This window comes from Phaeobacter italicus, assembly GCF_019801785.1.
GTDB lineage: Bacteria > Pseudomonadota > Alphaproteobacteria > Rhodobacterales > Rhodobacteraceae > Phaeobacter > Phaeobacter italicus.
The window spans coordinates 548629-569736 of the sequence record NZ_JAHVIJ010000002.1; the positions used below are offsets into that span (position 1 = coordinate 548629).

General features: G+C 62.1%; 20 protein-coding genes. 11 read left to right on the forward strand and 9 right to left on the reverse strand.

Going from position 1 to position 21108, the window contains the following annotated elements; translation table 11 throughout:
* Positions 1–62: 62 nt before the first annotated feature.
* Positions 63–1091, reverse strand: a complete 1029-nt coding sequence (gene trpS, locus KUV39_RS06985; RefSeq protein WP_008560196.1) for a tryptophan--tRNA ligase — start codon at positions 1089–1091, stop codon at positions 63–65.
* Between the two features lie 131 nt (positions 1092–1222).
* On the opposite strand from trpS, the gene KUV39_RS06990 reads away from it, so the two are divergent.
* Positions 1223–1909 carry a rhomboid family intramembrane serine protease gene (locus KUV39_RS06990; RefSeq protein WP_222459338.1) on the forward strand — a complete coding sequence of 229 codons (687 nt, stop codon included), beginning with the start codon at positions 1223–1225 and terminating at the stop codon, positions 1907–1909.
* 70 nt (positions 1910–1979) lie between these two features.
* Here KUV39_RS06990 and murJ read toward each other — a convergent pair whose 3' ends face one another.
* From murJ to KUV39_RS07005, 3 genes are read right to left on the reverse strand one after another with little or no spacing between them, the layout of a single operon-like run.
* Positions 1980–3530, reverse strand: a complete 1551-nt coding sequence (gene murJ / locus KUV39_RS06995) for a murein biosynthesis integral membrane protein MurJ (protein WP_168578114.1) — start codon at positions 3528–3530, stop codon at positions 1980–1982.
* Positions 3527–6328, reverse strand: coding sequence for a [protein-PII] uridylyltransferase (locus tag KUV39_RS07000; protein WP_037302530.1), 2802 nt, complete (start codon positions 6326–6328; stop codon positions 3527–3529). The genes murJ and KUV39_RS07000 overlap by 4 nt, the downstream gene beginning before the upstream one ends.
* Positions 6315–7487, reverse strand: coding sequence for a penicillin-binding protein activator (locus tag KUV39_RS07005; protein ID WP_222459339.1), 1173 nt, complete (start codon positions 7485–7487; stop codon positions 6315–6317). Before KUV39_RS07005 ends, KUV39_RS07000 begins: the two co-directional genes overlap by 14 nt.
* 84 nt (positions 7488–7571) lie before the next feature.
* Between KUV39_RS07005 and rsmI the strand changes: the two genes are divergently transcribed.
* Positions 7572–8432: a 16S rRNA (cytidine(1402)-2'-O)-methyltransferase gene (gene rsmI / locus KUV39_RS07010; RefSeq protein ID WP_222459340.1), complete on the forward strand. Its 861-nt coding sequence runs from the start codon at positions 7572–7574 to the stop codon at positions 8430–8432.
* 2 nt (positions 8433–8434) lie between these two features.
* Positions 8435–8839, forward strand: coding sequence for a YraN family protein (locus KUV39_RS07015; protein WP_008561703.1), 405 nt, complete (start codon positions 8435–8437; stop codon positions 8837–8839).
* A 114-nt stretch (positions 8840–8953) separates the two neighbouring features.
* Here the strand turns inward: KUV39_RS07015 and KUV39_RS07020 are convergent, their stop codons facing one another.
* Complete coding sequence (locus KUV39_RS07020) at positions 8954–9823, reverse strand: PRC-barrel domain-containing protein (RefSeq protein ID WP_222459341.1); 870 nt, start codon at positions 9821–9823, stop codon at positions 8954–8956.
* 273 nt (positions 9824–10096) lie between these two features.
* Here KUV39_RS07020 and gshB point away from each other — a divergent pair, with 273 nt between their 5' ends.
* Positions 10097–11029 carry a glutathione synthase gene (gene gshB / locus KUV39_RS07025; RefSeq protein WP_222459342.1) on the forward strand — a complete coding sequence of 311 codons (933 nt, stop codon included), beginning with the start codon at positions 10097–10099 and terminating at the stop codon, positions 11027–11029.
* A 59-nt stretch (positions 11030–11088) separates the two neighbouring features.
* Here the strand turns inward: gshB and KUV39_RS07030 are convergent, their stop codons facing one another.
* The 4 genes from KUV39_RS07030 to cobU all read right to left on the reverse strand — a co-directional run bounded on the left by KUV39_RS07030 (position 11089) and on the right by cobU (position 14572).
* Complete coding sequence (locus KUV39_RS07030) at positions 11089–12591, reverse strand: YifB family Mg chelatase-like AAA ATPase (RefSeq protein ID WP_046210809.1); 1503 nt, start codon at positions 12589–12591, stop codon at positions 11089–11091.
* A 115-nt stretch (positions 12592–12706) separates the two neighbouring features.
* Positions 12707–13390 carry a glutathione S-transferase gene (locus KUV39_RS07035; RefSeq protein ID WP_222459343.1) on the reverse strand — a complete coding sequence of 228 codons (684 nt, stop codon included), beginning with the start codon at positions 13388–13390 and terminating at the stop codon, positions 12707–12709.
* A 58-nt stretch (positions 13391–13448) separates the two neighbouring features.
* Positions 13449–14054 (reverse strand): histidine phosphatase family protein, encoded by a 606-nt coding sequence (locus KUV39_RS07040; RefSeq protein WP_222459344.1) that lies wholly within the window; start codon positions 14052–14054, stop codon positions 13449–13451.
* A complete protein-coding gene (cobU, locus tag KUV39_RS07045) occupies positions 14051–14572 on the reverse strand; it encodes a bifunctional adenosylcobinamide kinase/adenosylcobinamide-phosphate guanylyltransferase (protein WP_222459345.1) in 522 nt (173 codons plus the stop codon). Before cobU ends, KUV39_RS07040 begins: the two co-directional genes overlap by 4 nt.
* A gap of 500 nt (positions 14573–15072) precedes the next feature.
* Here cobU and KUV39_RS07050 point away from each other — a divergent pair, with 500 nt between their 5' ends.
* The 7 genes from KUV39_RS07050 (at position 15073) to KUV39_RS07080 (ending at position 21074) form a co-directional block, all read left to right on the forward strand.
* Positions 15073–15951 carry an RNA polymerase factor sigma-32 gene (locus KUV39_RS07050; RefSeq protein WP_008562072.1) on the forward strand — a complete coding sequence of 293 codons (879 nt, stop codon included), beginning with the start codon at positions 15073–15075 and terminating at the stop codon, positions 15949–15951.
* Positions 15952–16117: 166 nt separating this feature from the next.
* Positions 16118–17320 (forward strand): bifunctional phosphopantothenoylcysteine decarboxylase/phosphopantothenate--cysteine ligase CoaBC, encoded by a 1203-nt coding sequence (coaBC, locus tag KUV39_RS07055; RefSeq protein WP_222459346.1) that lies wholly within the window; start codon positions 16118–16120, stop codon positions 17318–17320.
* A 42-nt stretch (positions 17321–17362) separates the two neighbouring features.
* A complete protein-coding gene (gene dut / locus KUV39_RS07060; protein WP_222459347.1) occupies positions 17363–17818 on the forward strand; it encodes a dUTP diphosphatase in 456 nt (151 codons plus the stop codon).
* Positions 17818–18930: a HesA/MoeB/ThiF family protein gene (locus KUV39_RS07065; RefSeq protein ID WP_222459348.1), complete on the forward strand. Its 1113-nt coding sequence runs from the start codon at positions 17818–17820 to the stop codon at positions 18928–18930. Before dut ends, KUV39_RS07065 begins: the two co-directional genes overlap by 1 nt.
* A 43-nt stretch (positions 18931–18973) precedes the next feature.
* Positions 18974–19786, forward strand: coding sequence for a transporter substrate-binding domain-containing protein (locus tag KUV39_RS07070; RefSeq protein ID WP_046210816.1), 813 nt, complete (start codon positions 18974–18976; stop codon positions 19784–19786).
* Positions 19787–19878: 92 nt separating this feature from the next.
* Entirely contained in the window at positions 19879–20700 is an 822-nt protein-coding gene (locus KUV39_RS07075; RefSeq protein WP_222459349.1) for an amino acid ABC transporter permease, read from the forward strand.
* 29 nt (positions 20701–20729) lie between these two features.
* Positions 20730–21074: a hypothetical protein gene (locus KUV39_RS07080; protein WP_222459350.1), complete on the forward strand. Its 345-nt coding sequence runs from the start codon at positions 20730–20732 to the stop codon at positions 21072–21074.
* The last annotated feature ends 34 nt before the right edge of the window (positions 21075–21108 follow it).

Below are 21108 nucleotides of genomic sequence, written 5' to 3' on the forward strand. Positions count from 1 at the left end.
AAGAAAACCGCCCCAATGCGGGGCGGTCAAAAAGTCATGTCAGTGCCTGGGCTTGACCGGTCTTAGACCTCGACAGGGCGCACCATGCCGATGATGTCGTAGGTCTGGCTCAGGATGGGGGCGGTGATCGCGCGGGCGCGTTCCGAGCCACGGGCGAGGATCTTGTCGATCTCGTCCTGGTTTTCCATCAGCCGGGCCATCTCGGTGGTGATCGGAGACATCTTGGCGACAGCCAGATCCGCAAGCATCGGTTTGAACTCCGAGAACTGCTTGCCGCCCACCTCTGCCAGCACCTGATCGACGCTCATCTCTGCCATTGCGGCATAGATATTGACGAGGTTGCGTGCTTCGGGGCGCTCTTCCAGGCCCTTTGCTTCGGACGGCAGCGCCTCCGGGTCGGTCTTGGCCTTGCGGATCTTCTTGGCGATGGCGTCCGCATCATCGGTCAGGTTGATGCGGCTGGCATCCGAGGGATCGGACTTCGACATCTTCTTGGAACCATCGCGCAGGCTCATGACGCGGGTTGCCGCGCCTTCAATCACCGGCTCGGTTTCGGGGAAGAAGTTCACGCCATAGTCATGGTTGAACTTGATCGCGATGTCCCGTGTCAGCTCAAGATGCTGTTTCTGATCCTCACCCACCGGTACATGGGTCGCGTGATAGACCAGAATGTCAGCCGCCATCAGCGCAGGATAGGCAAAAAGACCAAGCGACGCGTTCTGCGCGTTTTTGCCAGCCTTGTCCTTCCATTGGGTCATGCGCTGCATCCAGCCCATGCGCGCGACGCAGTTGAACACCCAGGCCAGCTGCGCATGTTCGGGCACCTGGCTCTGGTTGATGAGAATGGACTTCTCCGGATCAAGCCCTGCCGCGATGAAACCCGCACACAGCTCGCGCGTGGATTTCTTCAGATCCGCCGGATCCTGCCAGACGGTGATCGCGTGAAGATCCACCATGCAGTAGATGCTTTCCACGTCCTTGGCCTGCCAGTCGACGAACCGCTTGAGCGCGCCAAGATAGTTGCCCAGGTGCAGATTGCCCGAGGGCTGGATGCCGGAAAACACGCGAGGCGTGAATGTGGTCTCGGTCATCGAGAAACTCCCGTCTGGAATTAGGATGCTCAGTGGCTTAACCATGGCAGGAACCGTCGTCAACCGCGCGCGGATCCGCTGTGCGGGCCAGGGCGAGGCGATAAAGCAGGCGAGCAGGAGAAAGCCCCCAGATGGACCACGTCAGAGAACCGTCCCCCGTGAACCCATTGCCCCCCGGTGTGATCGCGCTGGTGCTGATCATCATGGGCATCGAGGCGGCGTTTTCGCTGGGCGCCCGTGGCATTGTCGGCGGGCCAGAGGCCATTGGCTGGCGGCTTGATGCAGTCCAAAGCTATGCCTTCTCAGCCGAGATTTTTGCCTGGATGTGGGAAACCGGGCAGTGGCCGGCCGAGCATCTGATCCGCTTTGTGTCCTACCCATTTGTGCATGTGGCCTTTACCCAGACGCTGTTTGTCTGCGTTTTTGTGCTGGCCATGGGCAAAATGGTGGGAGAGCTGTTTGGCGATGCCGCGATGGTGCTGATTTTTGTGATTTCTGGGATCGGCGGGGCCTTGGGATATGCGCTGCTGACCCAATCCCCGGTGCCGCTGGTTGGGGGCTTTCCCGCCGTCTACGGCCTGATCGGGGCCTTTACCTATATTCTGTGGCGTCAGCTGTCGCTGGTCGGCGCCCAGCAAAGCCGCGCCTTCACGCTGATTGCGTTCCTGATGGGGATCCAGCTGCTGTTCGGCCTTTTGTTCGGCGGCACATTGGACTGGGTCGCGGACCTCTGTGGTTTTGCCACCGGCTTCGGCCTGTCCTTCTTCCTCGCCCCCGGCGGCTGGGCCCGCATCCGCAACCGCATCCGCCGAGAGTAGGGCCGGCACAGATACTCAGCGCCGGAAACAACAGCGCCGGTGCTGGGGCCGTGTCCGGCGCGTGAGGTGTCTATGCCTTGCCGCCCCGGCGGACGGAGCGTTTCAAATCCCCCAGCCGCACCGCGCCGATCACCTGAGCGACGCCGAAATAGACCACTGCGCCCAGCACGATCAGCCCCAAAAGCGCGAGATAGCGCCAGCTGGGCAGGTAGAACAGCCAGCCAAACTGCTGCACCACACCAAAGAGCACGGCTCCCATGATGGCAGAGGCGGCCAGAATGCGCAGGCTCCGGTCGTAGAACCGCTGGTCGAACCGCGCGACCTCTCCCATGCGGCGGGCGCCCAGCCACAGGCAGGCCACCATCGCCCAGCCCGCCACAGTGGCGGCAATGGCGGGGGCGATCCAGCCCAGATAGGGTTTCAGGCCAAAGGCCAGCGCCGCGTTGATGACCATTGCCACCAGCGCATAATGAAACGGCGAACGGGTATCTTCGCGGGCAAAATACAGCGGCTGCAGCACCTTTTGCAGCACGAATGCCGGCAGGCCCGCGCCATAGATCGCCACTGCCAGCGCGATGGCGGCCACGTCATCGGCCCCGGTTGCGCCGCGTTCATATAGAACCGAAACCAGCACCACAGGCACCGCCAGAAACGCGGCGGTCGAGGGCAGGGTCAGCAGCAAGGAAAACTCCCCCGCGCGGGAAAAGGCATCGCGCGCCCCCGCATCATCGCCCGCCCGCAGGCGGCGCGACAGATCCGGCAGCAGCACGATCCCGATGGCAATCCCCACAACGCCGAGCGGCAGCTGATACAGCCGGTCCGCCACAAACAGCCAGCTCACGGCGTTTTCAATGTCAGAGGCAACCTGCTGGCCGACCACCAGATTGATCTGCGTCACCCCCATCGCCAGCGCCGCAGGCAGGGCCACTCGCACCAGCGTTTTCATCTGCGGCGTCCAACGCGGCAGACCGGGGCGCAGGTGAATGCCAGCCTTGCTGGTGGCGCGCCAGACCAGCGCCAGCTGCGCAACGCCTGCCACAGGAATGGTCCAGATCAGCCAGCTGATGACCTCGCCGCCCAGAACGGCGCCAGCCACCATTGCGGCACAGGCAAAGATGTTCAGCAACACAGGCGCCGCCGCCGCTGCAGCAAAACGGCCAGTGGCATTCAGAACGCCGGAAAACAGTGCCGCAAGGGACATGAACAGAATGTAGGGAAAGACGATCTGACCATAGCCGACAGCCAGATCAAACCGCGCATCGCCAACAAAACCGCCCGCCGTGGCCCAGACCAGCGCAGGCATGAACACCATGCCAAGCCCGACCAGCAGCAAAACCGTCGCGGCCAGCAGATTGAACGCCTCCTGGGCAAATCCCTGCGGGTCGTCGCCGCTTTCGACACGTTTGGCAAACATCGGCACAAAAGCCGCGTTAAAGGCGCCTTCGGCAAAGAACCGACGGAACATGTTGGGCAGTCGAAAGGCCGCAACAAACGCGTCCATCAACGGACCCGGCCCGATGTAGGCAGTGATCAGGATTTCGCGCAGAAACCCCAGAATGCGGCTCGCCAGGGTCCAGAACCCAACGGTGAGAAACCCCGACAGCAGTTTGATCGGCTTCATGATCCGGCCCGTTTTGCCCCTTCGGCGATGGCACTGCGCAGCTTGGCTTCCAGCGATTTCTGCTTGGCCTCGGAGTAATATTTCAACCCGAACATATCCTTCACGTAAAACGCATCGACAACCTGCTCGCCATAGGTCGCGATGACCGCATTGGCGATATAGATATTGGCTCCGGCAAGGGTGCGGGCCAGATCATACAGCAGCCCGGGGCGGTCGCGGGTGTCCACCTCGATGATCGTGTAGATCTCCGAGCCGTCGTTGTCGAAGGTGATATGCGTGGGCACGTTGAAGGCGCGTTCGCGCTTCTTGATCTTGTCGCGTGACTTCAGCGCCTCGCCTGCGATCACTTCGCCCTTGAGCGTTTTGTGGATCATCTGGCTGAGACGGGGCAGGCGGTCTGCCTCATAGGGGTGGCCCTCGGTGTCCTGGATCCAGAAGGCATCGGTGACGTAGCCGTCTTTGGTTGTATAGGATCGCGCATCGACCACATTGGCCCCAACCAGCGCCAGCGCACCGGCGATGCGGGCAAAGATGCCGGGGTGGTCGGCCATGCAGAAACAGGCCCGCGTTGCATCCCGATCTTCATCTGGATGCAGGCGGATGATGACCTCTGCGGGGTTGTCCCTCTCTGTCAGCTCTCGCAGCATTTCGGCAAAATCGATATGCGCGGTGACATCCAGACCCTGCCAGTAGGGATCATAATGCCGCCCGGTTTCGATCTTCAGATCGGCTTTGGGCCAGCCGGGGAGGGCGGCGCGCAGGGCTTTCTTGGCCTCGGTGCCGCGATGGGCCCGGTTCAGCGCCTCCATGCCGTTTTCCAGCGCCTCGCGCGTCTGGTTGTACAGCGCCCGCAACAGCGCCGCTTTCCAGTTGTTCCAGGTATCAGGCCCGACGCCGCGAATGTCACAGACCGTGAGCAGCAGCAAAAGGTCCAGCCGCTTGATCGTCTTCACCGCCTTGGCAAAGTCGCGCACGGTGCGCGGGTCGGCAATGTCGCGTTTCTGCGCCATGTCCGACATCAGCAGGTGATAACGCACCAGCCATTCGACCGTCTCGGTCTCGCTTTTGTTGAGCCCAAGCCGAGGCGCGACGCGTCGGGCAATCTGCGCCCCAAGGATCGAATGATCCTGTTCGCGCCCCTTGCCGATGTCATGCAACAGCATGGCAACAAGCAGCACCTTGCGGCTCAATCCTTTGCGCAGGATCTCCGACGACAGCGGCAGCTCATCTTCCAGCTCGCCCCGTTCGATGGCGGCAAAGTTGGCGATCACCTGAATGGTGTGTTCGTCCACGGTGTAGGAATGATACATGTTGAACTGCATCATCGCCACGATCGGCTCGAACTCGGGGACAAAGGCGCTCAGCACGCCCAGCTCGTTCATCCGCCGCAGCGCACGTTCCGGGTTGCCGTGTTTCAGCAGCAGATCAAGAAAGATCCGCTGGGCTTCCTTGTCGTTGCGCATCTCCTCATCAACGAGATGCAGATTGGCCGTTACCAGACGCATTGCATCCGGGTGGATCAACATGCCTGTGCGCAGGGCTTCCTCGAAGATGCGCAGCAGGTTCAGCTTGTCCTCGCAGAATGCGTCGGGATCAGCCACGTCCAGCCGGTTGCGCACCACTTTGTAGCCGGATTTCACCCGCGGGCGACGGCGGAAAATGCGCTCCAGCAGGGGTTCGTTCTTCAGGTGGCTTTCTTCCAGCTTGGTCAGAAAGATCCGGGTCACATCCCCCACAGTCGTGGCGTGGCGGAAATACTCCTGCATGAAGACCTCGACGCCGCGCCGACCCGATCGGTCCTCATATCCCATGCGGTCAGCCACCTCGACCTGCATGTCGAAACTCAGTTGTTCTGTTGCGCGATTGGCGATCAGATGCAGATGTGCCCGCGCAGCCCAGAGGAAATTCTCTGCCTTGGCAAATGAATCGAGCTCTTCGGGGCTGAACAGCCCCATCGGCACCAGTTCGGCGACGTCCTCGACCTGATAAAGGTATTTTGCAATCCAGTAGAGCGATTGCAGATCGCGCAAGCCGCCCTTGCCCTCTTTGACATTGGGTTCCACGACATAGCGCTGGCCCTGTTTCAGGTGGCGGGCATCGCGTTCGGCCAGCTTGGCTTCGACAAAATCCTTGGGGTCTTTGGAAAACAGCTCTCCACGCAGCCGTTCCCCCAGCTCCTGCGCCAAGGCCTCGTCGCCATCCAGAAACCGCTGCTCCAACAGGGCCGTGCGGATGGTGAAATCCTCACCGCCGAGGCGAATGCAGTCGCGGATCGTCCGGCTGGAATGGCCCACTTTCAGGCGCAGATCCCACAGGATGTAGAGCATCGATTCAATGACGCTCTCGGCCCAGGCGGTGATCTTGTAAGGGGTCAGGAACAGCAGATCGACATCGGAATGCGGTGCCATTTCCCCACGGCCATATCCCCCAACCGCAATCACGGCGATACGTTCGCCCTGCGTGGGGTTGGCAATGGGATGCAAAAGCTGCGTCGCGGTGAAATGCGCGGCCGTGACCAGACCGTCGGTCAGATAGACATAGGATCGTGTCAGCGCGCGCGCTGCAAAGGGCTCTTCGCCGAAGGCCTCGGCAATGGCCGCGCGCCCGGCTTTGTTGGCGTCACGCAGGATCTTGACGACCCCCGCGCGCAAATCCGCCCCGTTGCAGTCCTCGGACAGGGCCGTGATCTGCTGACGGATCGCGCGGGCATCAAAGATCTTGCCGGGATCGCAGATCAGCGGTCCCGGCAAGGGCGGTAGGTGCAGGGTGTCGGGCAGTGCCGGATCAGAATCCGGCACCGGCGAAGCTGGAGGGAGCTGGCTCAATAACCACGACCTTCTGTTCTTGGATGGTTGCAACCGCAAGGCCGCGTTCATTGGTGCCGTCCGGACGCAGACGGAAGATGCCGCCAGTGCCCTGGAAACCACTGCCCTGGGTCAGGGCCGCGCCGGTCAGCGCATCGGATTTGCCTGCGCCAACCAGCGCACCGATTGCTGCAATGCCGTCATAGGCCAGACCGCCGATCGGATGCGGCGCAGCGCCATAAGTCCCCTGATAGCGGGCGCGGAACTGCGAGGTTTTGTTCGGATCGGGCAGCGCAAACCAGCCGCCTTGGACGCCGGGCAGCGACAGGGTCTGGGACGGGATATCCCAGCGGGTCAGGCCGACATACTGTGTGATGGCCGGATCAACGCCTGCTTCGGGCATCAGCTGGGTCAGCAGGGGCAGGGCGCCTGCCGAATTTGCAGTCAGGAAAACCGACTGCGCGCCGCTGCTACCGACAGCGGAGCGGATGGTCGGAATCGCATTGATCACACCTTGCTGGGACAGCTCGTAGCTGACAGCGCCGGCCACATTGGCCCCCGTCGTTGCAGCGGCGCGTTCAATAGCGACGCGCCCTGCCTGACCGGCGGGGTCGCTGCCGCTGACGATCACCATTTTGCCCTTGCCCTGACGGGCGGCATAGCCGGCCAGCCGGCGGGCGGTGTTGTCAAAGGTCGGACCCAGAATAAAGACGTTGCCACCCGCGATGGCGGTGTTGTTGGAAAACGCCAGAACGTTCACGTTGCGCTGCGCCGCTGCCAGACCGGCGGCGTTTGCAGCCTCAGCGTAAACCGGGCCCAAAATGACACGGGCGCCATCGTTGATCGCTGTGGTCGCTGCCGTTGCGGCCTGCTGTGGGTTGCCCGCAGTGTCATAGATGCGCAGGTCAATCTGCACCCCGTTCAGATCCGCAATCGCCAGACGCGCCGCGTTCTCAAGGCTCTGGGCAAGCAAAGCATCGCCCGCCTGAGCCGAGCCACGCGGCACCAACAGTGCAACAGGAACGGGTTTTGATGTGTTGATGGTGGGCCCACTGCCGGTCGGCAGGGTGTCGCAGGCAACCAACGCAAGCGTTGATACTGCCGTCACTGCGGCCAAAGCCGCCTTGCGGGCGTGTTTAAAAACAGCAAACATAATGGACTTGAAACTCCCTTGTCCGGCGGCGTACGCCGTGGTGGTACCTCAGGGATCATAAACGACCAACAAGGCGGGTCCAGCGTGAATCACAAGATCGTCCATTTGCCTAGCGGCCTTTACTTTGTTGCAACGCCCATTGGCACTGCACGTGACATCACTTTGCGCGCGTTGGATGTGCTTGCATCCGCTGATGTCATCGCGGCAGAAGACACGCGGTCCCTGCGTAAGTTGATGGAAATCCACGGAGTTCCGCTGAACAACCGTCACATTGTGGCCTATCACGATCACAGTGGTGCAGGTGCAAGGGCCAAGCTTCTCGCCGCGCTGGACGACGGGCAATCGGTTGCCTACGCATCCGAGGCGGGCATGCCGCTGATTGCGGATCCGGGCTATAATCTCAGCCGCGCCGCAGCCGAAGCCGGCCATCTCGTGACGGTTGCGCCGGGCCCATCGGCGGCGCTTGCGGCCCTCACTCTGGCGGGGCTGCCCACGGATGCGTTCTTTTTTGCGGGGTTTTTGCCCAACGCCAGCGGCGCGCGCCGCAAACGGCTGGAAGAGCTGGCGGCCGTGCCCGGCACGCTGATCTTCTATGAATCGCCCAAGCGCGTCGCCGCCTCTTTGCGCGACATGGCCGAGGTCCTGGGCGACCGCCCTGCCGCGCTCTGCCGCGAACTGACCAAGAAATTCGAAGAAATCCGCCGCGACAGCCTGGCCACCCTGGCCACCGGGCTGGAGGACGCCCCCGTCAAGGGCGAGATCGTGGTTCTGGTTGACCGCCATCGCGGCGACAGCGTCAGCGACGGTGATCTAGACACCGACCTGCGCGCGGCCCTGCAGGGGAACTCGGTCAAGGACGCCGCCGCGATTGTCGCAGAGATGCACAACATGCCGCGCCGCAAGATCTATCAACTGGCGCTCGAAATCGCCAAGGGAGAGGGGTGATCATGCAGGGTGGTGCAGGCTCTGACAAAGGGGCGAGAACCACCCGGCAGCGTCGCGGCGCACAGTCCCATCACGCAGGCCACGCGGCAGAGGAACTGGTCGCGCGCCACTATGAACGCATCGGCTGCACGGTCGCGGCCCGGCGCTGGCGCAAGGGCGGCAGCGAGATTGATCTGATCCTGCGGCAAGGCGCCATGGTGATCTTTGTCGAGGTCAAGCACAGCCGCAGCCGTGACAGCGCCGTCTCTCGCATCAGCGAAACCCAGATGCAGCGCATGATGCTCAGCGCCGCACGGTTCTTGGAGGGCGAACCAAAGGGCAGCCTCACCGACTGCCGCATCGACGTGGCACTGGTGGATGGTACGGGCCATGTCGAGGTGCTGGAAAATGCCTATGGTCAGGGCTGACGGACACCGCCGCTGTCGCCGCCATTGCCCTCACGTAGCCCCCGCAACAGGATTGGGGGCGCAGAGCATACGCCCCGCACCCCCAACCTGTGCCCAATGGACAGAATGGCGTGATTACTTCTCGTATTCAGGCAGCTGCTCCATCTCTTCCTTGCTCATGGAGACATAGACCCGCAGGTTGTCCCCATCGTCAGAGCGCAGGATGTCCATCTCACCCAGCTTCAGCGCAACCGGCTTTTCACCAAGACCAAGGAAGCCACCGATGTCAGCCACAATCATGTCCACCTTGCCCTGTTCGGTCAGGATGATCTGCGACACTTCGCCGATCCATTCGTCCTTGCTGTCATAAAGCGGTGCACCGGTCAGCTCTTCGCTGGTCAGCGCTTCGGCAGATGCCGCAACATAGCCGTCCTTCACGAAGGGGTCTTTCAGACTGTCGGCTGCGTTCTCGGCGGTCTGCTCGGCATCTTTCGCCAGCGCGTCCGCATCGTCCTTAAGCTCACCCGCCGCCGCAGCTGTTTCCTGCTTCAGCTCTTCTGCCTCTGCTTCGACCTGGCGAGTCCAGTCGTAGGTCGGCGCGTCCTTCAGCGCATCAACCGGAGCATCCATCACGAGGAAGAAGTCATCCAGATCTTCGGCGGTGGAGCTGTCGGCAACAAATTTCACCGATTTCATATCAACCGCCACCTGGTTCTCACCGATGCCGAGGAAGCCGCCGATATCCACCAGAATGGAGTCAACGGTGCCATCGCGGTTCAGAACAACGTCGTTGATTTCGCCAATGTCATCCCAATCCTGCTGCACGCCGGCGTATTCATCAGCGGCGGTTTCCACATCAGAGCGGTACACCCGCATGCCAATAAACTCGGAGGCGTGGATCGCCATCGGGTCCGCTTCGGCGCGGAACATGTCCCCGTGATCAGCCGCCATAACAGCGCTTGCAGGGGTCAGGGCGATTGCAGTCGAGAGAAGCAGATTCTTCATTGTTTCCATCCTCTTAGTTGTCAGTGTAATGTCGTTCATTACTGGCAGAACAACTCAGCCGTGCAGCAATTGGTTCCGCACTCTCCACACTTTTTTGTGAAAACGGGGGGTTTTCCCATCCCTTCGCCTTGGGCCATGCGGCAGCGCACCATTGAACATAAGGCCCGGCTGGGCCATGTATTCCGGGCAGCGGTTCGCGCCGGGTTCTGGCCCATTGTCGACCAACCTGCCCAAACGCCCTGCAACCTGCCCATGTCATGAGGGACTGACATCATGAAAATCGCCTTTCAAATGGACCCGATCTCTGCGGTCGATATCAACGCCGACAGCAGCTTCCGTCTCGCCGAAGAGGCACAGGCGCGCGGCCATGAGCTGTTTTTCTACGGCCCGGATCAGCTCGCCTATCAGGAAGGGCGCATCACCGCCCGTGGCCAGGACATGACGGTCCAGCGGGTGCCGGGATCCCCGGCAGTGCTCGGCCCCGAGCGCGAGGTCGATCTGGCTGATTTCGACGTGGTCTGGCTGCGTCAGGATCCGCCCTTTGACATGCATTACATCACCTCCACCCATCTCCTCGACCGGCTCAAGGGCACGACGCTGGTGGTGAATGATCCCTTCTGGGTCCGCAACTATCCGGAAAAACTGCTGGTTCTCGACTTTCCGGATCTGACCCCGCCGACAACGATTGCCCGTGATCTGCAGACCATCAAGGCATTCAAGGAAAAGCACGGCGATATCATCCTCAAGCCGCTTTATGGCAATGGCGGCGCGGGTGTGTTCCGTCTGGATGCAAACGACCGCAATCTGACCTCTCTGCACGAGCTGTTCACCGGTTTCAGCCGCGAGCCCCTGATCGTGCAGAAGTTCCTGCCCGATGTCTCAAACGGCGACAAGCGGGTGATCCTGGTCGACGGCGAGCCGGTCGGGGCCATCAACCGCGTTCCCGCCGCGGGCGAGACACGTTCGAACATGCATGTGGGCGGTCGCCCGGAGAAAATCGGACTGAGCGAACGCGATCTGGAAATCTGCGCCGCCATTGGTCCGCTGCTGCGCAAAAAAGGCCAGATCTTTGTCGGCATCGACGTCATCGGCGATTATCTCACCGAAATCAACGTGACCTCGCCCACCGGCATTCAAGAGCTGGAGCGCTTTGACGGTGTGAACATCGCTGAAAAAATCTGGCAGGCGATCGAGGCCAAGGTCTGATCCTGCCCGATTGATCCAGCCAGACGCCTGCCCACCGGGGCGGGTGTCTTTTTTTGCGCTCAGGCGGGAATGCGAAAACTCAGCGCCTCGGCGACATGGGGGCGGCGCATCAATGGCTCACCGGCAAGATCGGCAATCGTGCGCGCCACGCGCAACACACGGTGATAGCCCCGCGCGGTCAGGCCAAAGCGTTCAGCAGCCTGCAACAGCAACGCGCGCCCCTCGCTGTCTGGCGCGGCCACCTCTTCCAGCAGCTTGCCTTCTGCGTCCGCATTCTGGCGCAATCCGGCGTAGCCATCATAGCGCGACGTCTGAATTTCCCTTGCGATGGCAACACGTTGCGCCACCTCGACAGAGCCCTCACCGCAGGCGGGCTGATCGAGATCGGAAAACGCAACCGCCGGAACATCCACCCGCAGATCAAACCGGTCCATCAGCGGGCCAGAGATGCGGCCCATGTAGTCCTGCGCGCATTGTGGTGCTCGCGCGCAGGCCCGGCCCGGATCGCTCAGCGCGCCGCATTTGCAGGGGTTCGCCGCCGCAATCAGCATGAACCGGCTGGGATAGCTGACATGGGCATTGGCCCGCGCCACATTGACGGATCCGGTCTCCAGCGGCTGACGCAGGGTTTCCAGAACCGGACGGCTGAATTCCGGCAGTTCATCAAGAAACAGCACGCCATTATGGGCGAGGCTGATCTCACCGGGCTGCGCGCGCCTGCCGCCTCCGACGATTGCGGCCATCGACGCCGTGTGATGGGGCGCGCGAAACGGTCGACTGCGACAGATGCCGCCGCTGTCGATCAGGCCGCACAGTGACTGGATCATCGACGTCTCAAGCGCTTCGGCCGCGCTCAGCATTGGCAGGATGCCGGGCAGGCGCGCGGCCAGCATTGATTTGCCGGAACCGGGCGCGCCGACAAACAGCAGGTGATGACGTCCCGCGGCAGCAATCTCCAGCGCCCGCTTTGCACGGTCCTGTCCCTTTACATCGCGCAGATCCTTGCAGCCTGTGTCCTCAACCACCTCACCGGGGCGGGCGGGAGAGATGACGCCCTGACCGGTGAAATGGCGCAGCACATCCCCCAGTGTCGCAGCCCCAATCACGGTGGCATCGCGGACCCATGCGGCCTCTGCACCCGATGCCTCCGGACACAGCAGTCGCCGCCCCTCGCTCGCGGCCGCCATTGCCGCAGGCAGGGCACCGGCAACAGGCATCAGGCAGCCATCCAGCGACAACTCCCCAAGTGCGATGCTTTCCGATGCGGCCTCGGGCGGGATGATTTCTATCGCCGCCAGCAGGGCAAGCGCGATCGGCAGGTCGAAATGGCTGCCCTCCTTGGGCAGGTCGGCAGGGGACAGGTTCACGGTGATGCGGCGGGCGGGCAGGGCGATGGACAGGGCGGCAAAGGCGGCGCGCACCCGTTCGCGGGCCTCGCTCACCGCTTTGTCTGGCAGCCCGACGATGGAGAACGCAGGCAGGCCGGGCGCCACGGCGCATTGCACCTCCACCGGGCGGGCCTCTACCCCCTGAAAGGCAACGGTATAGGCGCGTGAAATCATCTCTCCCCTTTCTGCAGGCCTCAGGTGGGTCTGCAGAAAGGCTTGGCAATCGTGGTTTCGGAGTCGTTAACGGCGTGCCGTATTTACGATCTCTTCACCACGATTACGTGTCCCGCTAGGCCAGCACCCAAGGGCGGTGGGGCAGGTCGACGGGATAGGGGTTGGTGTCATAGACCGTTTCATCAATGCGGGCCTGCCACTGCAGCAAAACAGGGTCCGACAGGGTCAGCCGGCAATAGGCCCGCATCCGCTCTGACACCGGCAGGTCATAGCCAACAATCCGCGCCGCAACCGGCGCATAAAAGGCATCCGCCAGAGAATAATCACCAAACAGCCAGCCCTCCGCCGCACCAGAGATCTCGCGGGCATGATCAAACAGCGTCTCGATCCGTGCAAGATCCACAAGAACGGCATCTGACGGCTCAAATCCCTGATAGATTTGGGCAAGTTGCATCGGACAGGCGCTGCGCAGCGCCCCAAAGCCCGACGCCATCTCTGCCACCAGCCAGCGCGCCGTGGCGCGTGCTGCCGGGTCAGCGGGCCATAATCCGGCCTCTGGGTGGCGCTCTGCAAGCGTTTCGGCAATGGCGACGGTTTCCCCCACCACAGTGCCCTCCGGTAGAACCAGCGTCGGCAACAGACGCGCCGGCGCAAGGGGCGCCATCTGCGCTGCCATTGTGCCCGAAAACATCTCGACCAAAGAGGTCGAGTGGGGCAGGTTGAATTTTTCCAGCATCAGCCAGCCGCGCAACGACCAGCTGGAATACTTGCGATCACCGATATAAAGTTGATAAGCCATAGAGACAGGCTAGACGCAGCGAAACCATTCTCAAATCGAATATTTGTGCGCCTATGCATCACGGAATGTGATTGATCCGCCCGCTGCTCCAGCCCCGATCCCAGTCCAGCCCCTGATGGCTCAGCTCCGTGACCGACAGATTGTCGATGCGATGGGAAAACGCCTCTTCTGCGGTCAGCCGCGCGGCCCGCTGGATCTGTGTCAGGATCTGACCGAAATGCCCCACCACGATCAGGTTGCGGCCCCGATGCTGCGCAATCAGCGCATTGATGGCGCGATCGACACGGGCGCAAACCTCGTTCCAGCTCTCGCCGCCGGGGGGGCGCACATCGCCGGGCGTCTCCCAGTAGGCGCGGATATGGTCGGGGGATTCGGCGTCAATCTCGGCCCAGCTGCGCAGCTCCCAGGCGCCAAAGTGGATCTCGCGCAGGTCGCGATGATCCGCCAGCCGCTCGCGGGCTCCGCCGATGGCCGAGGCGGTGTCGCGGGCGCGCGACAGATCCGAGGACACCACCACCGCCTCCTGCGGCAGATAATCATGCAACCGTGCAAGCGCCGCGGTGTCGGACAGATCCGCTGGCAGATCCGACCAGCCGACCATGGTCTTGGCATGGGTCGGCCCGTGACGGATCAGAAACAACCGCGTCAGAACGCTTTCGCTCATAGCGCACCTTTCAGCACATGTGGCAGGCCGACAGTGACCTGCACAACGGTGTCTGCCACTTTGGCCAGTTCGATGTTCAGCCGCCCCTGTGCCTCGCGGAACCGCCGCGCCAGCGCGTTTTCGGGGACGATGCCCTGTCCGGTTTCATTGGACACAACCACCACATCAGCGGCACAGCGCGCCAGCGCATCCAAAAGATCCCTCTGCGCGGACGCCAGATCACCGTCCTCTGCCAGCATATGATTGCTCAGCCACATGGTCGCGCAATCCAGCAGACAGATCTGATCTGCACCAAGCGAGTCGAGGACCGGCGCCACATCCATTGGCGCCTCATGGGTGGTCCAGCCCTCTCCCCGCTGTTGCAGGTGGCGGTCCACTTTTGCGCGCATTTCACGATCAAACACTTGTGACGTGGCCAGATAAACCCTGTCTTTTCCGGACTTTACGCAGATTTCTTCGGCAAAAGCCGATTTTCCAGAGGCCGCGCCCCCAAGAATGAAAGTGACTTTCGACGGCAATTTTATTACCCTGTTTCTGTCCTAAGGTGCGATACTGGGTATCGACGGGTGCAGTGCAGCACAAGATGCGCAGCCCCCTTGCCTGCGTCAACCTGCGCTGCGGATCCTTATGGATCGCTGCGGGCCAACGACAGGCACCGCCAGATAGGGCACATCGCCAAACCGGGCCTTAGCAGGGCCCATGTGGCGCATTGGGTGCGGCAATCGCTCTGCCGCCCCGCTGACAGATCCGCGATGACCATGAATTTTGCATCATCCGGGAACCAAGGTGGATTTCGCGCGTTAGCGTACCGCAATTCCAATGCAGACTGCCAAGACCCGAGACATCACCGACGCCGGACATAGGCCCATCGCCTGAACCATTTTCGGCCCGGATCACAGCCTCAAACTGGCCTCCGCGCAGCGGTCCGATCAGGCGCTTTGGATTTTTGCCAATTTAGAATTGATCCAATGTGCCTGCCGCCACGTAACAGGGTCAAACTCATCAACGGGGAAGAAAAATGGCACTTGATACCATGATCGAAAACCCACTGCCCAAGCGGGCGATGAAGGCCGAGTTGCTTGATGCCGAGACCGAGCTCAAGCTGGCCTACGCCTGGCGGGATGAGCGGGATGTCCAGGCGCTCCATCGATTGATCAACGCATATATGCGGCTGGCGATCTCCATGGCCTCGAAATTCCGACGCTACGGCGCGCCGATGAATGACCTCATCCAAGAGGCGGGTCTGGGGCTGATGAAAGCCGCTGACAAATTCGACCCGGACCGCGGCGTGCGCTTTTCGACCTATGCGGTCTGGTGGATCAAGGCCTCCATTCAGGATTACGTGATGCGCAACTGGTCGATGGTGCGCACCGGTTCCACCTCCTCCCAGAAATCCCTGTTCTTCAACATGCGCCGCGTCCAGGCCCAGCTGGAGCGCGAAGCCGCCGCCAGCGGAGAGCAGCTGGACCAGCATCAGCTGCACCAGAAAATCGCCACCGAAATCGGCGTGCCGCTGCGCGACGTGCAGATGATGGACGGCCGCCTGTCGGGTGCGGATTTCTCGCTGAACGCGGTACAATCAGCCGAGGATGAGGGTCGCGAGTGGATCGAGGCGCTGGAAGATGACAGTGCGCAAGCCGCCGAACTGGTTGAGGAAAGCCACGACACCAGGCAGCTGCGCACCTGGTTGGTAGAGGCGATGCAGGCGCTCAACGATCGCGAGCGTTTCATCATCACCGAACGCAAACTGCGCGACAAACCCCGCACTCTCGAAAGCCTCGGGGATGAGCTGGGCCTGTCCAAGGAACGCGTCCGCCAGCTGGAAGCCGCAGCTTTCCAGAAAATGCGCAAGTCGCTCGAAACCTGTTCGCGTGAGGTACAGAATTTCCTGATGTAAGCGGGGCGCAGATCGCAACCGCGATAGATCAAAGACCAGACCGGCGCGTCCGAAACGGGCGCGCCTTTCTTGTCGGCAACACAGCGCGGCCGGCAGGGTGAAAACCGTTTCCCTCTCGCGCGCAGGCGCAGTACTGTTTGGCGGACTTTGCGGCAAGGACGGATAAATGCTGGCCAACAAACGTATTCTTCTCATCATCGGCGGCGGCATCGCGGCATATAAATCGCTGGAGCTGATCCGCCGCTTGCAGGATCAGGGTGCCGAGGTGGTGCCGGTTCTGACCAAGGCGGGAGAGGAATTTGTGACCCCGCTGTCGGTCTCCGCACTTGCGGGGCAGGCGGTGCACCGCGATCTGTTTGATCTCACCGCCGAGGCAGAGATGGGCCACATCCAGTTGTCGCGCAGTGCGGATCTTCTGGTGGTGGCCCCGGCGACGGCGGATCTGATGGCGAAAATGGCCAATGGCCATGCCAATGATCTGGCGTCTACCCTGCTGCTGGCGACGGATACGCCGGTGCTCTTGGCGCCTGCGATGAACGTGCGCATGTGGCAGCACCCCGCAACCCAGCGCAATCTGGCCACGCTGCTGGCGGATGGTGTCGCTTGTGTTGGCCCGGATGAGGGCGGCATGGCCTGCGGCGAATTTGGTCCCGGTCGTCTGGCCGAACCAGAGGCGATTGTTGCCGCCATCACCGCCAAATTGTCGGATGGCCCCCTGAAAGGACGGCGCATTGTCGTCACCTCCGGCCCCACCCATGAACCGATCGACCCGGTCCGCTATATCGCCAACCGCTCCTCAGGTGCGCAGGGAACAGCGCTGGCCCGTGCTCTGCGCGATCTGGGCGCTGAGGTGGTCTTTATCACGGGCCCTGCCAGCGTCGCGCCACCCGAGGGGGTAGAGGTCGTGCCGGTCGAGACTGCCCAACAGATGGCGGATGCGGTTTTTGCGGCGCTTCCCGCAGATGCCGGGGTCTTTGCCGCTGCGGTCGCCGATTGGCGCGTCACCAGCGCCTCGGACCGCAAGCTGAAGAAATCAAAGGATGGCCTGCCGGTCATGGAGTTTGCCGAAAACCCCGATATCCTCAAGACCGTCGCGCATCTGGACAAGGGGCGACCGGGGCTGGTTGTGGGGTTTGCGGCCGAAACCAACGACGTGATGGACAACGCCACCGCCAAACGCCTGCGCAAGGGCTGCGACTGGATCGTGGCCAATGATGTTTCTCCGGCGACGGGCATCATGGGGGGCAGCGAAAACGCGGTAATCCTGATCTCCGATGCAGGTGCCGAAAGCTGGCCGCGCATGGACAAGACAGCCGTCGCGCGCCAACTGGCCGAACGCATCGCCGCCGCGCTGACAGACAAGGGCTGAGCCGCCCGAACGAGAACAAACGAGCAAGGACACGCCACAGCAATGGTCGAGATCCGTATCACATATGACGAGGGCGCAGACAGGGATGTGCCACTGCCTGCCTATCAGACAGAGGAAGCCGCAGGCGCGGACCTGCGCGCCAACCTGCCGGACCGCCAATCTCTGACGCTGGCACCGGGAGAGCGCAGACTGGTGCCGACCGGGCTGCGGTTGGAAATCCCGCAAGGCTACGAGGTGCAGATCCGCCCCCGTTCGGGCCTTGCGCTGAAACACGGCATCACCCTGCCCAACGCGCCGGGCACCATCGACAGCGATTACCGTGGCCCGCTGGGGGTGATCGTGATGAACGCGGGCGATGCGCCGTTTGAGATCGCCCATGGCGACCGTATCGCGCAGATGGTGGTGGCCCCCGTGCTGCAGGCCCGGTTCCACCTTGTCGACAGCCTCAGTGACAGCGCGCGCGGCAGCGGCGGCTTTGGCTCTACGGGGCAGCGCTGATGCTGTCGATCTTCCTTCTCGCAGCGTTGATCTGGTGGGGGGGCGGCTTTGCCGGTCTGGACCGCCGCCTGCGCCTGTCCCTTCTGGCGCTGATCTTTCTCGCGGTGCTGGCAATCCAGTTGACCCTGCCCGACGGCGCGCCGCTGCGTGCCGCAACCGGCGGATCGGCGGCCCCCTGGCTGATGCTGGCAGGCGCTGTCGCGCTGGTGATGGCCTATCGCCACCTGTTGCGCAGGCTGCGCAGCCGCGCCCAGCCCGACACTGCGGAGGAGACCGCCACCAAACCCCGCGCGGACAAATTCTCTGACAGCGAGTTGGACCGCTATGCCCGCCACATCGTATTGCGCGAACTGGGCGGACCGGGCCAGAAAAAGCTGCGCAAGGCGCGCGTGCTGGTGATTGGGGCAGGGGGGCTTGGCGCGCCTGCGCTGCAATATCTTGCAGCCGCCGGGGTCGGCACCATCGGGGTGATCGACGACGATGTGGTGGAAAACGCCAACCTGCAGCGTCAGGTCATCCACCGTGATCAGGACATCGGGATGCCCAAAGTGTTCTCGGCCCAGGCCGCGATGGAGGCCCAGAACCCCCATATCACCGTGCGCCCCTATCATCGTCGCTTGGATGCGGCGATCGCCGGCGATCTATTTGGCGATTATGATCTGATCCTGGATGGCACCGATAATTTCGAGACACGCTATCTGGCCAATCGGACCGCCGTGGCACTGGGCAAGCCGCTGATTTCAGGCGCGCTGTCGCAGTGGGAGGGGCAGATTTCGCTGTTTCACCCCACCTCAGGCGGCCCCTGCTATCAGTGCATCTTTCCCGAAGCGCCGGCGGCAGGTCTTGCCCCCAGCTGTTCCGAGGCGGGGGTCGTGGGCCCATTGCCCGGCGTGGTTGGCGCGATGATGGCACTTGAGGCGATCAAGGCCATCACCGGCGCAGGTCAGACCCTGCAGGGCGAGATGCTGATTTACGACGGGCTTTATTCCGAAAGCCGCAAGATCAGCCTCAGCCAGCGCAGCGATTGCCCGATTTGCGCGGGCGGAGCCGAAGCCGGAGACGACAGCAGCAAAGAGGCAGGCGCGCCGCGATCCGATGCGGAGGCCACCTGAGACACTCTGACGACGTAATCACATCACCAAAGGGGAGGATAAGATGACATTCACATGGACTGGGACGGCGCTGAAAACAGCAGCCGCAACCGCAGCGGTGGCCTTGCTGGCAAGCGCAGCTATCGCGGCGGATCTGCCGGATCTTGAGGGCCGCGAGGTCGTCGTTTCGGTGGAAAACGCCTATCCGCCGCTGCAGTTTGTCGACCCCGCCAGCGGCGCGGCAATCGGCTGGGAATACGATGCAATGGCAGAGATCGCCGAACGCATCAACATCACCGTGGTTTACGAAACAACCAGCTGGGACGCGATGATCCCTGCCGTCAGCGATGGCCAGTACGACATGGGCATGACCGGCATCACCATCCGCGATGATCGCAAGGAAAAGGTTGATTTTTCGGACAAATACCTGACCTCGCAAATGCGCATGATCGTGGCCGGGGATGAAACCCGTTTTGACGACGCAGCAGGCTTTGCCGCTGATGCGGATCTGCTGGCAGGCGCGCAACCGGGCACCACGCCGTTTTACGTGACCGTCTACGATATCCTTGACGGTGACGAGGCAAACCCGCGTATCAAGCTGTTTGAAACCTTTGGTGCGGCCATTCAGGCGTTGCGCACGGGCGATGTGGATCTGGCATTGTCGGACAGCACCGCCGCAAATGGCTATGTCGCGGCATCTGAGGGTGCGCTGAAAATCGTGGGCGAGCCGCTGGGCACCGAGGACTTTGGGTTCATCTTCCCCAAGGGCAGCGACCTGGTGGCGCCGATCAACGCGGCGATTGCCTCGATGGAGGCAGATGGCACGCTGGATGCGCTGAACACGAAGTGGTTTCTGGAATATAAGCTCGGCGGCTGATAGATCCGGCCAAACCTGACCCCGTCCCCGGTGCCTGGCGCCGGGGATTTTTTGGGGCCTTCAACACGGGCCTTCAACAACGCGGAGCAAAGATGAGCGATCAGCCCCCCAAACCGGTCAAAGGGACGGACAAGAAAGAGGACTTTCCGTGGTGGCTTGCGGCTGTTGCGCTGATTGGCGTCTATCTCGGCTGGCAGGTGGTGGCGGATGATCTCTATCTCAACATCCTGAAAACCCTGTCAAAAGGCGTTCAGCTGACGATCTTTGTGACGCTGGTGAGCTTCTTTCTCGCGTCGCTTCTGGGGCTTGGGCTGGCGCTTGCGGCTGGCTCGCGCTGGCTGGTGATCCGCCAAAGCGCGCGGTTCTACATCGAAGTGGTGCGTGGCATTCCGATCATCGTGCTTTTGCTTTACGTGGCTTTTGTGCTGGCGCCTGCATTGGTGGAGCTGCGAAACTGGATCGGCGCGCAATTTGGACATGATCCGATCCGCACGCGCAATTTCCCATTGCTGTGGCGCGCGATCATTGCGCTGATGATTGCCTACTCGGCCTTTATCTCCGAGGTGTTTCGCGCGGGTCTGCAATCGGTGGATGAGGGCCAGATCGAGGCGGCCAAGGCGCTGGGCCTGAACCGCTGGCAGCGCTTTCGTTTCATCGTCTTTCCGCAGGCCATCCGCACCATCCTGCCGCCGCTTGGCAATGATTTCGTGGCGCTGGTCAAGGACAGCTCGCTGGTGTCCGTGCTGGGGGTTGCTGACGTCACGCAGCTGGGCAAGATCACCGCGGTGGGCAATTTCCGCTATTTTGAAACCTACAATGTCGTGGCGCTGATTTACCTGACCCTCACCATCGGTCTGTCGCTGGCGCTGCGGCGTCTGGAAAAGCACCTGCGCAGCCGACAAGAGCACCGCTAGCCCACAGCTTTAGCGAAAAGACCCCCGATTTGACCGAAGCCCACTACATTGTGCTTTTATGTGCCAGTCTTTTTGGTGGCGAGGCAGAGCGCACCCATACCTTTGACTATCCCGGCGGAGAGGCCGCAATCCGGGTGGATTGCGAAAACGACCGGCGGGTGGTTGAGGTGGGGCTGGATAAACGCAGCAGTCTCGACAGCTTGCAGCAGGTGCTTTTTGCTGCCGAAATCACCGGCAAGGAACCGGTGGTGGTGCTGATCGACACCGACGGGATTTTTGGCCGCTTTGAATGGCGCATTGCGCGCGCGGCCAATATCGCGGGCGTCTCTATCATCATCCTGCCTGCAGAACTGGTGGATGATCCGACCGGCTAGGCGGGGGCAGGCTGGCGGGCCGGGGCGAATATCA